The sequence below is a fragment of the Pseudomonas sp. KH_027 genome (assembly GCF_057838565.1).
The window spans coordinates 3,165,011-3,179,322 of record NZ_CM174470.1; the positions used below are offsets into that span (position 1 = coordinate 3,165,011).

Below are 14,312 nucleotides of genomic sequence, written 5' to 3' on the forward strand. Positions count from 1 at the left end.
TGACGCAGGATCTGCCGCCGGGCTGAAACGCAGGAGGGCCCGCCGCTGGCGAGCCCTCCTGACGGCATCAGGCCAGACTATCAGGCCTTGTTGATCTGGTTGTCCGGGTACCAGACATCGATCAACGGGCTAGCGGTGAAGTCAGTCACTTCGCTGCGCGCCTTCAACCAAGCCTCGACCGCAGTGCGCTGCTCTTCGCTGACCGAACCACGCTCGGCCAGGCAAACCAGACCGTAGTCATCGCCGCCAACATAACCCAGACCATTGCCGGTCATGGCTTCGCGCAGGAACTCGTCGAGGAAAGCATCAACGGCCTCATCGGCCAGATCTTCTTTAAAGTTCAGGTTCAGCTCAAAACCCAGCTCCTGGAATTCATCCACGCAGAGTTTTTTGCGCAGACGGCGGGAACGGTTAGTAGCCATGGAACAATCCTCAAAAGTGATATCGCGCGGCACTTTAGCAGTTTAGCCACCGACTTGCCCGACTCTCTGTCTGCCGCGACGTTACCCAGCGGCAAAAATAGACGCTTACGCCAGTCGCACAGCGGCGCACGCAGCTTAGGCTTGGGGCATAATGCGCAGCACTTTCCCGAACAGCTGTGGGAACCCATCACCATGTGCTCTTTTTTCTTCATGCCATCTTTCTTGTTTGGCCCTTGCCTGAAGGGTTTCTGCCAATGATCACCACGCTTCGTCACCTGGCCTTCGCCGGCTTGCTTCTGCCCATTGCCCTTCCCGTCACGGCGGCGCCGATCAATACCACCCTGCCGCCGCTGGTGCAGAAAGCTCTGAAAGCCGGAAAAATCGGTAACAACTCCCTCTCCGTCGTGCTATTGCCGCTCAATGGCCCCGGCACCCCGACCGTGATCAATGCCGACGTTTCGGTCAACCCCGCCTCGACCATGAAGCTGATCACCACCTACGCCGCGCTCGAACTGCTGGGCCCGACCCATCAATGGAAAACCGAGTTCTTCAGCGACGGCCCGCTCAAGGATGGCGTGCTGCACGGCAACCTGTACCTCAAGGGCGGCGGCGATCCCAAGCTGAACATGGAAAAACTCTGGCTGCTGATGCGCGACCTGCGCGCCAATGGCGTGCAGCAGATAACCGGCGACCTGGTGCTCGACCGCAGCCACTTCGTGCAACCGCAGTTGCCCACCTTCAATGACGATGGTGGCGACGAAAACAAACCGTTCCTGGTCGGTCCGGACTCCCTGCTGATCAACCTCAAGGCCGTGCGCTTGGTGACCCGCGCCGAAGGCGGCAAGATCAGCGTGCTGATGGAGCCACCACTGACCAACGTGCGGATCGACAACCGCGTGAAGGCCCTGGGCAAAGGCAAGTGCGCCGGCAATGTGCGTTTCAACCCGGTCAGCCAGTTCGACGGCACCACGCTGGTGGTCGCCGGACAGCTGAACGAGGGCTGCAGCACCCAGTCCTACCTGTCGATCCTCGATCACGCCGGCTATGCCGCCGGCGCCGTGCGCGCCATCTGGCAAGAGCTGGGCGGCAGCATCCTCGGCAAGGACCGCGTCGATGTCGTACCCAAAAGCGCCACCCTGCTGGCGCGCGCCTTTTCCCCGGACTTGGTGGAGATCATCCGCGACATCAATAAATACAGTAACAACACCATGGCCCGGCAACTGTTCCTCAGCCTCGGCGCCCGGTTCCGCAACGCCGAGGATGGCGACGACGCCAAGGCCGCGCAGCGAGTGATTCGCCAATGGTTGGCGAAAAAGGGCATCACGGCGCCGCATCTGGTGATGGAGAACGGTTCGGGCCTGTCGCGCGCCGAACGGATCAGCGCACGGGAAATGGGCACCTTGCTGGAAGCCGCCTGGAAGAGCCCGTACGCCGCCGAGTTCATCAGTTCCCTGCCCATCGTCGCGATGGACGGAACCATGCGTAAACGGCTGAAGCGCACGCCCATGGCGGGCGAAGCGCATATCAAGACCGGCACCCTGAACAGCGTGCGCGCCATTGCCGGCTTCAGCCGCGATAGCAACGGCAACAGCTGGGCGGTGGTGGCCATTCTCAACGACCCACGCCCCTGGGGCGCCTCGGCGATCCTCGATCAGGTGCTGGTCGACCTGTACCGTCAACCGAAAGCCGCTGCCAGCACCGCCCAGCGCTAGATCGCCCGGGACAGGTGCCGCGCCGGGAAGGCGCGACACCTGAACTCAACGGGTCAGCCTGGGCAGGTGCGCGGAGTCAAGAACGCTTGTTGGGCCTCGCACAGCTCAACCCAACCGGCACAACCACTGTGACCGCCCTCCCACACCGTCGTCCCCGCGAAAGCGGGGAGCCCGTGCAGGTCAGCGGGCAGTCAGGCGCCAGGCCCGGTGGATCTTGGCATTGCGCGCAAAGTCCGGGTCCAGGGTCGTCGCGCTGATTTCTTCCACTTCATAGCGCGCCGCCAAACCCTCATCGAGCTGGAACTTGCGGAAGTTGTTGGAGAAGTACAGCACGCCGCCGGGCGCCAGGCGCGCCATGGCCAGGTCGAGCAACTCGACATGGTCGCGCTGCACGTCGAACACCCCTTCCATGCGCTTGGAGTTGGAGAAGGTCGGCGGGTCGATAAAGATCAGGTCGTACTCTTCCCGATCCGCCGCCAGCCAAGCCATCACATCGCCCTGCTCGAGACGGTGCTTGTCGGAGAAACCGTTCAGCGACAGGTTGCGCCGCGCCCAGTCCAGATAGGTCTTCGACAGGTCGACGCTGGTGGTGCTGCGAGCCCCACCCTTGGCCGCATGCGCGGTGGCCGTGGCGGTATAGCAATACAGGTTGAGGAAGCGCTTACCGGCGGCCTCACGCTGGATGCGCAGCCGCAACGGGCGATGGTCGAGGAACAAACCGGTGTCCAGGTAATCGGTGAGGTTGACCAGCAGCTTCACCCCGCCTTCGTTGACCTCGGTGAAACGCCCTTGGGTCGCCTGGCGCTCGTATTGCTTGGTGCCGCTCTGGCGCTCGCGGCGCTTGATGATGACTTTCGACTTGTCGACATTCAGCGCCTGGGGAATCGCCGCCAGGGCATCGAACAGACGCGCCTGAGCCTTCTCCGGGTCGATCGAGCGCGGCGGCGCATACTCCTGCACGTGCACCCAGTCGTGGTACAGGTCGATCGCCAGGGCGTACTCCGGCATATCGGCGTCATACACGCGGTAGCAGTCGACCCCTTCGCGGCGCGCCCACTTACCCAGCAACTTGAGGTTCTTCTGCAGGCGATTGGCGAACATCTGCCCGCCTTCGCTCAGGCGTGCCTGCTCGATCGGGGCTGGCGCCTGCTTGGTTTCAGGTTTATTGGTGTGAACTGGCGGCTCCACTTGGCCTAGCGCAACCTGTTCACGCTCGCGCTCACGCTGCTCGGGGGTACGCCGCTCGCCAGTGACGAACTGCTCCGGCTGCACCTTGATCAGCAGCAGCTTGCAGGGCAATGCGCCGTTCCAGAAAGCGTACTGCTTGTGGCTGCGAATGCCCATGCGCTTGCCCAGGTCAGGCGCACCGGTGAACACCGCCGCTTCCCAATTCATGCAGGCCTGGCGCAGGCGCTCGCCGAGGTTCTGGTAGAGGTACAGCAGGCTCGCTTCATCACCCAGGCGCTCGCCATAGGGTGGATTGCAGACCACCAGACCGGTCTGATTCTGATCCGGGCGCGGCTCGAAAGTCGCCACTTCGCCCTGGTAGACCTTGATCCAGTTCGACAGCCCGGCGCGCTCGATATTGTTGCGCCCTGGCTGAATCAACCGCGGGTCGGCCTCATAGCCACGAATCCACAGCGGCGGCTTCGCCAGCCCCGCTTCGGCACGGGCCAAGCCTTCGGCATGCAGTTTTCTCCATACCGCCGGGACGTGCCCGAGCCAGGCCGAAAAGCCCCAGCGCTCACGCTTGAGGTTCGGCGCGATATCCGCCGCGATCATTGCGCCTTCCACCAGGAAGGTGCCGACACCGCACATCGGGTCCGCCAGCGCGCCACCCGCCGCCGCGATCCGTGGCCAGCCCGCACGGATCAGAATCGCCGCGGCGAGGTTCTCCTTCAGTGGCGCCGCGCCCTGCTGCAGGCGATAGCCACGTTGGTGCAGGCTATGCCCGGAGAGGTCGAGCGAGAGAATCGCCTCGCCGCGGTCCAGACGCAGATGGATGCGCAAATCCGGGTTGAGTTTGTCGATCGAGGGCCGCTCGCCCGAGGCCGTGCGCAGTTTGTCGACGATCGCGTCCTTGACCTTCAGTGCCCCGAAGTGAGTGTTGTCGATGCCGGAACCATTACCGCTGAACTCCACCGCCAGACTGCCGGTCGGCTCCAGGTGCTCGGCCCAGTCGATCTCCAGCACGCCGTCGTACAGATCGTCCGCATTGCTCATCGGGAAGCGCTTGAGCACCAGCAGCACGCGGTTGGCCAGGCGTGACCAGAGGCACAGGCGGTACGCCGTTTCCAGCTCGGCGAAGCCGCGGATCGCCGAGGTGTGCTCGCGGGTTTCCTCCAACCCCAGGCCTGTGGCCTCTTCAGCCAACAGCCCTTCCAAGCCCTTGGGGCAAGTGAGAAAGAGTTCGTAACGATCCGACATGTAGGTATCCAGTGCCTAAGCAATGTGCGGCGGGCAGCCTGTGCTGCGACGCCAAGGTTAAAAGCCGTGGTTCTAGCCAACGGCTCCGCGACACCCGGGTGGGTCGCTCATCGATCCCGGGCAAACGCCCCAGGGTCGACATCCACCACGTCCGGTCGCATTGCAGCGTGCAAGGAGCCTAGTAGCAAGCTCCACGCCACGCCTGCTGCTGCCAGACTTAGTGTGTTCGATAGCAATACGCGCCGCCCTGTACGATTTTCGATCAGCAGGGCAACGCTTAAAACGCGACAAAAGGCCACAGCGCGACCCTTCGTCGGAATAAATACAAGGTGCAGCCGCGAAACATTCGCGATGGCAGAACGACTCCATAACCACCCGTGCCCCCATGCCCGCTGAGTTTAAGCAAAAAGCGCGGCATCCGGGGGTAGAGCCTTATGGCCTCACTCCTAAAAACGTTACGTGCTTATGACAAAACGATCATTCCCTCGACCGGTGTCATTCGATAGAAATCAACTCAGGCCAACGCCGCAATGGTGACGGCAGGAGACCCGCAACGCCGGCAGCGGGCTCCACTGGTGGAGGATTTCCACCAGGCCTCGACACGGGGCTAATAGGACATAACAGTCAACAAGTGAGGGCAACACCCTATGAGAAGACTTAAGCGTGATCCTTTAGAAAGAGCGTTTTTGCGCGGTTATCAATACGGCATCCATGGCAAATCTCGCGAACTGTGTCCATTCACCCTACCGTCCGTACGCCAAGCCTGGATTAACGGCTGGCGAGAGGGTCGCGGCGACAACTGGGACGGCATGACCGGCACCGCCGGTATCCATCGACTCAACGAACTCCACGCTGTCGGCTGATCAGGAACATACCGACTCCGCTTTACCATGCACGCCCCATCCGGGCGGCGGGCGAGAGCCCAGGGGCTCCTTGAGGGAGCCCTTTTTATTGCCTGCGATTTCTTGATTCATCCGCAACAGGCCATGCCAGGTAAGCACCAGCGCCTGTCTCAGCTGTGCGGCAACGCCGCGATGGCATCCACCGCCTCGCGAATCAACGCCGGGCCCTTGTAGATGAAGCCGGAATAGATCTGCACCAGGCTGGCTCCGGCGGCGATCTTCTCAGCCGCGTGCTTGCCTTCGGTGATACCGCCCACGGCGATGATCGGCAGACGCCCGGCCAACTCCGCCGCCAGCACTCGCACCGTATGGGTGCTCTTGTCGCGCACTGGCGCACCGGACAAACCACCCGCCTCGGTGCCAAACGGCAAACCTTCGACCCCTTCGCGCCCCAGCGTGGTATTGGTCGCGATCACCGCATCCATGCCCGACTCCACCAGCGCCGCCGCGACTTCGACTAACTCGGCGTCGCTCATATCCGGCGCGATCTTGATCGCCAGCGGTACGCGCTTGCCGTGCTGCTGGGCCAGGTCTTCCTGGCGCAGGCGCAAGGCTTCGAGCAATTGCTTGAGCGAATCGCCGAACTGCAGGCTGCGCAGGCCTGGGGTATTCGGCGAGCTGACGTTGACGGTGACATAGCTGGCATGGGCGTAGACCTTGTCCAGGCACAGCAGGTAGTCATCCACCGCACGCTCGACCGGCGTGTCGAAGTTCTTGCCGATGTTGATGCCGAGCACGCCGTTGAACTTGGCGGCCTTGGCCCGCGCCAGCAGATGATCGACGCCATGGTTGTTGAACCCCATGCGGTTGATGATCGCCTCGGCTTGCGGCAGGCGGAATAGCCGGGGTTTGGGGTTGCCCGGCTGCGGACGCGGGGTGACGGTACCGATCTCAACGAAACCGAAACCCAGTTGCGCAAAGCCGTCGATGGCATCGCCGTTCTTATCCAGGCCCGCGGCCAGGCCCACCGGATTCGGGAAATCCAGCCCCATGACGCGCTGCGGCAAGCTGGCCGGCGCCTTGCTCAACAGGCCATTCAAGCCCAGACGACCACCGGCGCCGATCAGATCGATCGACAGCTCGTGAGAAGTTTCCGGGGACAGTTTGAACAGCAGCTCGCGGGCCAGGGTATACATGGGCAGGCTTAGCTCGGTAATGGGCGGGGGAAGTTGGCCGACGATTATAGCCGCCCACGGTCCCTACAGGCGAGGCAAGCTCGAGCGATCAGCCCAAGCGTCTCAGGCTCAGCAGTTCGCCGGCAGCATTGAAGTCCAGCGCGAAGGAGCCGTACACGCCTTCATGGGTCAGGAAAGGCCGCAGGTGGTGGGCCGGCAAACTGACGCGGCGACCGTCGCGACTGTGTAACAGGACGCGATTGGCATGCCCCTGATAGACAGCGCGCAAACGTTCCGCGGATAAGGCAATATCCAACTCCAGGCTGGGCATGGAGGCTTCCTCGTCAATGATTACTGCAATATTGCCACACGTGGCATCCAAGGCCGGTGGTCGCGCCCCTCACTTAGCCAGCAAAGGCTGTGCAGCCCGCGTTTTCGTCTGCCACACTGGCAACGGTGCCCCTGGAATTCGCATCTGACCATGAGTCTGACCGAGCAACCGACAACGCTGACCGCCCGCCTGACCGCCCTCGCCCAACGCCTGGGCCTGAGCAGCCGCGCCCCACGCCAGGTGCTGGAACGCGCCAGCGCCTTGCGGTTGCCGTTCCAGCCCTTGCCGCAACACCAGGAACAGATCTGGTGGCACACCGGCCCGCCGCTGCATCGTCTGGTCGATTTGCCGCGCAATGCCCTCTCCGGCCCGGTGCAGGAAGACAAGGCGCAAGCCCACTCCATGCTGATCCGCGTGGTGGAACAGGAACAGCAACAGCTGAACAGCTTCGATCTGCGCCTGATCGACGGCCTCTGCGGCAGCGACCCGGCCGCCCGGCCCTATGCCAGCCTCGAAGACTACAGCGCCACGCCCGCCTGTCGCGGCATACGCATCATCAGCTACAAGGACTTCGTCAAAACCATCAGCCTGGCTTTGCCGCGCTTCCTGGCGGGCGAAGCGATCTACCTGCGTCAGGCCAACTGGTATGGCAAACGGGTGTATTGGGCCGGTGAGCAGCAGATTGAAGCGTTCGCCTGCGCCATCGCCTATGCCCGCCGCCGCGGCCTGGAGGCGACCCTGCCGGCCGAGCTGACCCGCTACCGCTTGCGCCCCAGCGGGCTCGACGAACTGCAAGCGCGCTATCACGTGCTGGCCATGCCCGTGCAAGCCTGGAGCGACCCCGCCTTCATGGGCCTGCTGCTGGATAACGGCCTGCCTTATGCGCGCCTCGCGATGCTGCGCAATCCTGGCGCGCCGGAATTCCTGCTCTTGCCGAAACACTCGGCCGAAGCCACGGCCCTTGGCGAAGGCCTGCGGCTGGCCGGCGCACCGGATGTGGTGGCGCATCTGCGCAGCCTGGCGATGCATACCGACACCGAAACCCACCCGCCGCAAACGTAAAAGCCCCGTCGAACCGACGAGGCTTTTACTTCATAGCGCCGCAAAAACTCAGTCCGAGGCGTCTTCGTCGTCGCTCAACTCATCCAGTACCGCCTGGTGGCGGCTCGCCCAATCGGCCACTGAAACACCGCTGCTCTTGAGCAACTCAGGGTTGCATTTAACCAGGTAGACAGCGGCCTTCTGTGCCGAGTCCGCGACCTTGAGTTCCAGTGCTTGGCGGTCGACAGGCCCTTCGTAAGCGATCCAGCGACTGAACTCCTCGAACACGCTGCAGACTTTTTCGAAGTCCTCATCGTGCATCTTCTGCAAGCCGTTCTCGATGTTTTCCAGGCGCTTGGGCTTGATCCCGACGACTTCCGCGAAGGCCGGGCGACTCAGCCCCATCAGCTCCCGCAACCCCCGCAGCCGTTCACCCGCGGTAAATAGAAAACGCTTCTTCGTCATCGTTACACCAGTTTTGACGGGAAATCAGCACAGCATTGACTTACTAACAGTTAGTAACTAAAAATAGACTCATGGAGATCGACTCAACGTGAACAGGCCATCCATGGAGGCTGTCATGGTGCAGGAAGCCGAATGAAAGTGGAAGAACTGGCCCCGGAACTCTTCGTTGGCTGCCCGCGCTACCTCACTGAAGAGCGCTTCAGCCAATTGACAGGCCTGACGGAACACAAGCAGCTACTGGCTCGCTGGATAGACGAAGGATTGCTGCCTACGCGCTGCATCGGCCGGTATCGGCTGATCGACATGCAGGCGTTGTGGCTGCGAATGGAGCACGACTAGAGGACACAAGGATGAACAGTGTTCACCCGTCGCAGGTGTGCATGCATGCAGCCGATCTGGCACGAGCCAAGCTGGTCTATCTGAATGAAGATGAACGTGCGGTATTCGAGCATTTCGCCAAGATCGGCTATGTCAGTTTCCGGCCCTGCCGACACTCGGCATCGCAGATACTCTGTACCTGCCGCCATCCAGCGCTTTTCGAATTCTATTTCTTCTACCGCTGGCTGCCGGAAAACCTTCACCTCTTCAAATTGCCACAGCGCGAACGAGCAGACAGCCACCATGACACGACCCATGAAAGAACGCTGTTGTAGTTGAGTGTTGCCAGCCGTTCAGACTGACGGCTCGATGCACTGGCTGGACTCCCATCTACGCGGGAATGACAAGCCTGGCGGGAAGGCTTGTGCACCATCATCCTCACGAGCACGGGGAGCCACGGCACACAACGAGCAACGCAAGCAGGAAGTTGGCCCCTGATCAGTGCGGCGCAACACGTCATTGGCACATCGCCATAAAAAAGCCCCGCACGGGGCGGGGCTCAGGTTCAGCTCAGCAATGGATCAGGGAATGCACACGCCGTGCTGGGCACTTTGCGCCAGGTCCATCAACTCGCGGTTAGCCACTGCATACATCGCATAGTCAGTACCGGTCGCCGCACGCAACTCGCCGAGCATGGCTTTCCAGCGCTCGACCAGCGGACGATGCTGCTCCAGCCAAAGCGCGGCACGCACTTCGATATCCGCCGGGCCATCGGCCATTTGCAGGACCGAGACGGTGATCGCTCGTTGCTGCCAGTCCAGATCGTCGCGGAAGGCTTCCCGCGCCAGCGCCTGCCAGTTGTTTTCCACCGGCAAACTGGTGATCTGTTGCAGGTACCAGGACAGGTCCAAGGCACCGCCGACCGCGAAGTACGCCGCCGCCACTTGAGCAGGGTCCTGCCCGGTGACATCCGCCGCCTCGATGATCGGCAACAGCGTGTACAGATGGCTGGTACCCGCCACGACCCGCGCCAGTTGCTCCGGCACACCGGCTTCGACATAAGCCTGGAAGCGCGCCGACCACTGCTCACGCGCCGGGCCTTCGAGCAACTCGTCGAGGCGCCCGGCCAGCGCCTCGAGGCGCGGCGCGAAATGCGCGACGTCACGCGCGGCATCCAATTCATTGCGGCGGCTGCGCAGGAACCAGCGAGTGGCACGCCGACCGAGGCGCATCAGTTCGTCCATCAACTGCAGTTGCAGCTCGGCCGGCACCTGATAGTCCAGCGCCTCGATCTGCTTCCACCAGTACGGCAGACGGAACACATCGCGGACGATGACATAGGCCCCGGCGACATTGGCCGCACTCATGCCGGTGGATTCCTTCAGGCGCTGCACGAAGGTGATGCCCATATGATTGACCAGGTCGTTGGCGATCTGGGTGCTGACGATCTCGCGCTTCAGCCGGTGGCGGCGCATGGCTTCACCGAACTTCTTGGTCAGCAACGGCGGGAAGGCGGTCTCCATCTCACGGGCCAGATAATCATCGTCCGGGACCAAAGACGTCAGCAACGATTCCTTAAGGTCGATCTTGCTGTAGGAGATCAGCACCGACAGCTCCGGTCGGGTCAGGCCCTGGCCGTTGGCGATGCGCTCGGCCAGCAGTTCGTCGGACGGCAGGAACTCCATCGCCCGATCCAGCTTGCCAGCCCCTTCCAGCGCCACGATCAGGCGCTTGTATTCGCCGATCCGCTCGCGGGCCCGACGTTGCGCCAGAGACAACGCCTGGGTCTGTTTGTAGTTGTTGCCCAGCACCAGGTTGCCGACGGCATCGGTCATCTCCGCCAGCAGCTTGTTGCGCTGCTTGCCGGTCATGTCACCGGCGGCCACGATTTCGTTGAGCAGGATCTTGATATTCACTTCGTGGTCGGAACAGTCCACGCCACCGGCGTTGTCGATAAAGTCGGTGTTACTGGCGCCACCGTTGAGGCCGTACTCGACGCGACCGAGCTGGGTCATGCCGAGGTTGCCGCCCTCGCCCACTACCTTGGCGCGCAACTCGCGGCCATCGACCCGCAGGGCGTCGTTGGCCTTGTCGCCGACGTCGACGTGGCTTTCAGCGCTGGACTTGACGTAGGTACCGATACCGCCGTTCCACAGCAGATCCACCGGCGCCTTGAGCAGCGCATTGAGCAACTCGGTGGGCGTCAGCTTGTCGGCGCTGATTTCGAAACGTTCCTGCATCTCCGGGCTGATGGCGATGCTCTTCGCCGCGCGCAGGAAGATGCCGCCGCCGGCGGAGATCAGCGAAGCGTCGTAATCCGCCCAGCTCGAGCGCGGCAGGTCGAACAGACGCTGACGCTCGACGAAGCTCTTGGCCGCATCCGGGTTGGGGTCGATGAAGATGTGCTGGTGGTTGAAGGCGGCCACCATCTGCAATTTATCCGACAGCAGCAGGCCGTTGCCGAATACGTCACCGGCCATGTCGCCGATGCCGATCACCGTGGTGTTGTCCTTCTGCACGTCGATGCCACGCTCGCGGAAGTGCCGTTGCACCGAGACCCAGCCGCCCTTGGCGGTGATACCCATGCCTTTGTGGTCGTAGCCGGCGGAACCGCCGGAGGCGAACGCATCACCGAGCCAGAAGCCATATTCCGCGGCAATGCCGTTGGCGATATCGGAGAAGGTCGCCGTGCCCTTGTCGGCCGCGACGACCAGATACGGGTCATCGGCGTCATGACGCACCACATTGAGCGGCGGCACTACTTCGCCTTCTTTCAGGTTATCGGTGATATCCAGCAGGCCGGAAATGAAGATGCGGTAGCAGGCGATGCCTTCGGCCAGCACTTCATCGCGCGAACCGCCGATCGGCAGACGCCGTGGAATGAAACCGCCCTTGGCGCCGACCGGCACGATCACCGCGTTCTTCACCTGCTGGGCCTTGACCAGGCCGAGCACTTCGGTGCGGTAGTCCTCTTCCCGATCGGACCAACGCAGCCCGCCGCGGGCGACCTTGCCGCCGCGCAAGTGCACGCCCTCGACCCGTGGCGAATAGACGAAAATCTCGAACATCGGCACCGGTTTCGGCAGATCGGCAATCGCCCGCGGGTTGAACTTGAAGCTGAAGTAGGCCTTGTTCTGGCCTTGGGCATCGGTCTGGTAGAAGTTGGTCCGCAACGTGGCCTTGATCAGGTCCAGGTAGCGCCGCAGGATGCGGTCTTCGTTGAGCACCGCGACATCATCCAGCGCGCTCTGAATCGCTTGTTCCAGACGCTGCTGCTTGTCCGCCAGATCGTTCGCGGTCAGCTTGCGCGCCAGGTAGAAGCGGGTTTTGAACAGCCGCACCAGCTCCTTGGCGATATCGACATGGTTGAGCAAGGTGTTGGCGATATAGCTGAGATCGAAACCCAGGCGGATCTGTTTCAGGTAACGGGCATAGGCACGCAACAGCGCCACGTCACGCCACGGCATGGCGGCGGTCAACACCAGGCGGTTGAACGCATCGTTCTCGGCGGCGCCACCGACGATCTGCACGAAGGCGTCCTGCAGGGTGTCGTTGAGCTGCTGGATATCCACTTCCAGCACTTCGCCCTGGCGCTCAACGTGCGCGGTGAAGGCGAAGTCGTGAATCCAGAACTCGCGGCCATTCTGGTGCAGCAGGCGATAGGGGAACTCGCCAAGCACACGCAGGCCGAGGTTTTCCAGAATCGGCAGCACATCCGACAGCGCCAGCGGCGTGTCGGCGTGATACAGCTTGCAGTGCAGTTGCTGCTCGCCGGCCGTCAGCGGCTGGTAGAAACTCATCACCAGCGGGCGTTCGTCCGACAGGCTGAGCAGGTGCTGCATGTCGACCACCGCCGAATGCGGCGCAAAGCGCTCGCGATAGCCGGCCGGGAAGCTTTTCGGGAAGTCGGCCAGCACCTTGGTGCCTTTCGCCTCGCCCAGGCTTTCGACCACCAGGCCGGCGTAATCGTCCTTCCAGGAGCGGCAGGCCTGAATCACCTCGCGCTCGATCTGTTGCGGGTCGATCTGCAGCTTGGTTTTCGGGTCGATGCGCAGGATGAACTGCACCCGCGCCAGTACCGATTCGGAGAAGTAGGTCCAGAACTCGCAATCGGTCGCCTGCAAGCGCTCGACCAGCACCTGCTGGATGCGCATGCGGCTTTCGGTGGAGTACACATCGCGCGGCACATAGGCCAGGGCGTAAACGAAACGACCGTAGGGGTCCGAGCGCAGGAACAGGCGGATCTTGTTGCGTTCCTGGATCTGCACGATCGCCAGGGAGGTGCTGTACAACTCATCCACCGGGGTCTGGAACAGGTCGTCGCGCGGCAGCACTTCCAGCACCTTGACCAGTTCTTTGCCCAAGTGGCCCTGGGCGGTGAAGCCGGAACGCTGTTCGACCTCGGCGACCTTGCGGCGAATGAACGGGATCTCGCGCACGCTTTCGCTGTAGGCGATGGAGGTGTAGATGCCGAGGAAACGGCATTCCTTGATCACCTTGCCCTTGGCGTCCAGCTCGCGGATCGAGACGAAATCCGGGTAGGCCGGGCGATGCACGCGGCTCGGCTGCGCGGCCTTGGCGAAGGACAGCAGCACCGGCTCGCGCAGGTATTTCACCGCGTAGGACTCGATGTGCAGGTCATCTTTCTTCAGTCCGGCGCGCAGGCGCTTGGACAAGCCAAGCAAGGAGGCCTCGTCGTAAACGATGTGACCGCCATCGGCCTCATCGGCCACGGTGAACTCCTCGTAGCCGAGGAAGGTGAAGTGGTTGTCCAGCAGCCACTCCAGGAACACCTTGATTTCAGCCAGCTCGGCGCCATCCACCTTGAGCTTGGCCTTGCCCAGCCAGGCCAGCAGTTCACCCGCCCTGGCGCGCATCGGCTGGAAGTCGGCAACCGTCAAGCGTACTTCCTGCAGCACTTCCAGCAGGGCGTGTTCCAGCGCCCGCAGGTCGCTGGTATTGGCGCTGCGGTCGATCTCCAGGAAGATCAGGGACTCCTGCAGCACGTCCTTGCCCTGGGTGCCCTTGGGCAGGACTTCCTGCAATTCGCCTTTCTTGTTGCGGCGCACGCTGAGCACGCTGTTCTGCAGGGTATGGATGCTGTAGCCGCGCCGGTTCAGCTCCATGCGTACCGAGTCGACCAGGAACGGGATGTCCGGGTGCAGCACTTCCACCGCGGTGTGGGTGGACTGCCAGCCATGTTTCTCGTAGTCAGGGTTGAACACCCGTGCCTCGGGTTTGGCGTGATCGAAGCGCTCCAGCAACCGCCAGGCCGACAAGGTGCAACCGACCAGGTCGGAGAGCCGACGCTGGGTCAACTCGTCGAGGGCGATGATGCCGAAGAATTGCTCGGCAAACAGGGCCACTTGTGGCAACGCCTGTTCGCTAACGTGCTGCGCCAGTGCCGCTTGCAGTTGGTGCTGGAAGTCGGCTTTGCTGGCCGCCGTAAAGAACGCCATGGTTGTGCTCCGCTGGGCTTGTTATTCGACTGGAAATGACTGGCCACGACTGCAGTGGCTCAACAACAGTGCTGTGGTTCAAGAATGCTGTAGTTCAACGTTAGTCTAGGCAGCCCGTCT

11 protein-coding genes are annotated in these 14,312 nt (G+C 62.4%); 5 read left to right on the top strand and 6 right to left on the bottom strand.

The window, feature by feature from the left end; translation table 11 throughout:
* Positions 1–80 precede the first annotated feature (80 nt).
* Positions 81–422, bottom strand: a complete 342-nt coding sequence (locus tag AC3IYG_RS14875; protein ID WP_489309635.1) for a YggL family protein — start codon at positions 420–422, stop codon at positions 81–83.
* Between the two features lie 254 nt (positions 423–676).
* Here AC3IYG_RS14875 and dacB point away from each other — a divergent pair, with 254 nt between their 5' ends.
* Positions 677–2,134 (top strand): D-alanyl-D-alanine carboxypeptidase/D-alanyl-D-alanine endopeptidase, encoded by a 1,458-nt coding sequence (dacB, locus tag AC3IYG_RS14880; protein ID WP_489309637.1) that lies wholly within the window; start codon positions 677–679, stop codon positions 2,132–2,134.
* Between the two features lie 180 nt (positions 2,135–2,314).
* On the opposite strand, the gene rlmKL is transcribed toward dacB, so the two are convergent.
* Positions 2,315–4,561 (bottom strand): bifunctional 23S rRNA (guanine(2069)-N(7))-methyltransferase RlmK/23S rRNA (guanine(2445)-N(2))-methyltransferase RlmL, encoded by a 2,247-nt coding sequence (gene rlmKL, locus AC3IYG_RS14885; protein ID WP_489309639.1) that lies wholly within the window; start codon positions 4,559–4,561, stop codon positions 2,315–2,317.
* A 647-nt stretch (positions 4,562–5,208) separates the two neighbouring features.
* Between rlmKL and rmf the strand changes: the two genes are divergently transcribed.
* Entirely contained in the window at positions 5,209–5,424 is a 216-nt protein-coding gene (gene rmf / locus AC3IYG_RS14890; RefSeq protein WP_008368461.1) for a ribosome modulation factor, read from the top strand.
* Between the two features lie 149 nt (positions 5,425–5,573).
* On the opposite strand, the gene AC3IYG_RS14895 is transcribed toward rmf, so the two are convergent.
* On the bottom strand, positions 5,574–6,599 hold the full coding sequence (locus tag AC3IYG_RS14895) for a quinone-dependent dihydroorotate dehydrogenase (RefSeq protein ID WP_489309640.1): 1,026 nt from the start codon (positions 6,597–6,599) through the stop codon (positions 5,574–5,576).
* An 88-nt stretch (positions 6,600–6,687) separates the two neighbouring features.
* Complete coding sequence (locus AC3IYG_RS14900) at positions 6,688–6,909, bottom strand: DUF2835 domain-containing protein (protein WP_489309642.1); 222 nt, start codon at positions 6,907–6,909, stop codon at positions 6,688–6,690.
* Between the two features lie 150 nt (positions 6,910–7,059).
* On the opposite strand from AC3IYG_RS14900, the gene AC3IYG_RS14905 reads away from it, so the two are divergent.
* The gene (locus tag AC3IYG_RS14905; RefSeq protein WP_489309644.1) at positions 7,060–7,971 is read left to right on the top strand and encodes a DUF6685 family protein; all 912 of its coding nucleotides are present in this window, start codon (positions 7,060–7,062) and stop codon (positions 7,969–7,971) included.
* Positions 7,972–8,019: 48 nt separating this feature from the next.
* Here the strand turns inward: AC3IYG_RS14905 and AC3IYG_RS14910 are convergent, their stop codons facing one another.
* On the bottom strand, positions 8,020–8,415 hold the full coding sequence (locus AC3IYG_RS14910) for a helix-turn-helix domain-containing protein (protein WP_489309646.1): 396 nt from the start codon (positions 8,413–8,415) through the stop codon (positions 8,020–8,022).
* A gap of 132 nt (positions 8,416–8,547) precedes the next feature.
* Between AC3IYG_RS14910 and AC3IYG_RS14915 the strand changes: the two genes are divergently transcribed.
* Both AC3IYG_RS14915 and AC3IYG_RS14920 read left to right on the top strand, forming a co-directional pair.
* Positions 8,548–8,754 (top strand): DNA-binding protein, encoded by a 207-nt coding sequence (locus tag AC3IYG_RS14915; RefSeq protein ID WP_489309648.1) that lies wholly within the window; start codon positions 8,548–8,550, stop codon positions 8,752–8,754.
* Positions 8,755–8,765: 11 nt separating this feature from the next.
* Positions 8,766–9,068 carry a hypothetical protein gene (locus tag AC3IYG_RS14920; RefSeq protein ID WP_489309650.1) on the top strand — a complete coding sequence of 101 codons (303 nt, stop codon included), beginning with the start codon at positions 8,766–8,768 and terminating at the stop codon, positions 9,066–9,068.
* A gap of 246 nt (positions 9,069–9,314) precedes the next feature.
* On the opposite strand, the gene AC3IYG_RS14925 is transcribed toward AC3IYG_RS14920, so the two are convergent.
* A complete protein-coding gene (locus AC3IYG_RS14925; protein WP_489309652.1) occupies positions 9,315–14,192 on the bottom strand; it encodes an NAD-glutamate dehydrogenase in 4,878 nt (1,625 codons plus the stop codon).
* Between the last annotated feature and the right edge of the window lie 120 nt (positions 14,193–14,312).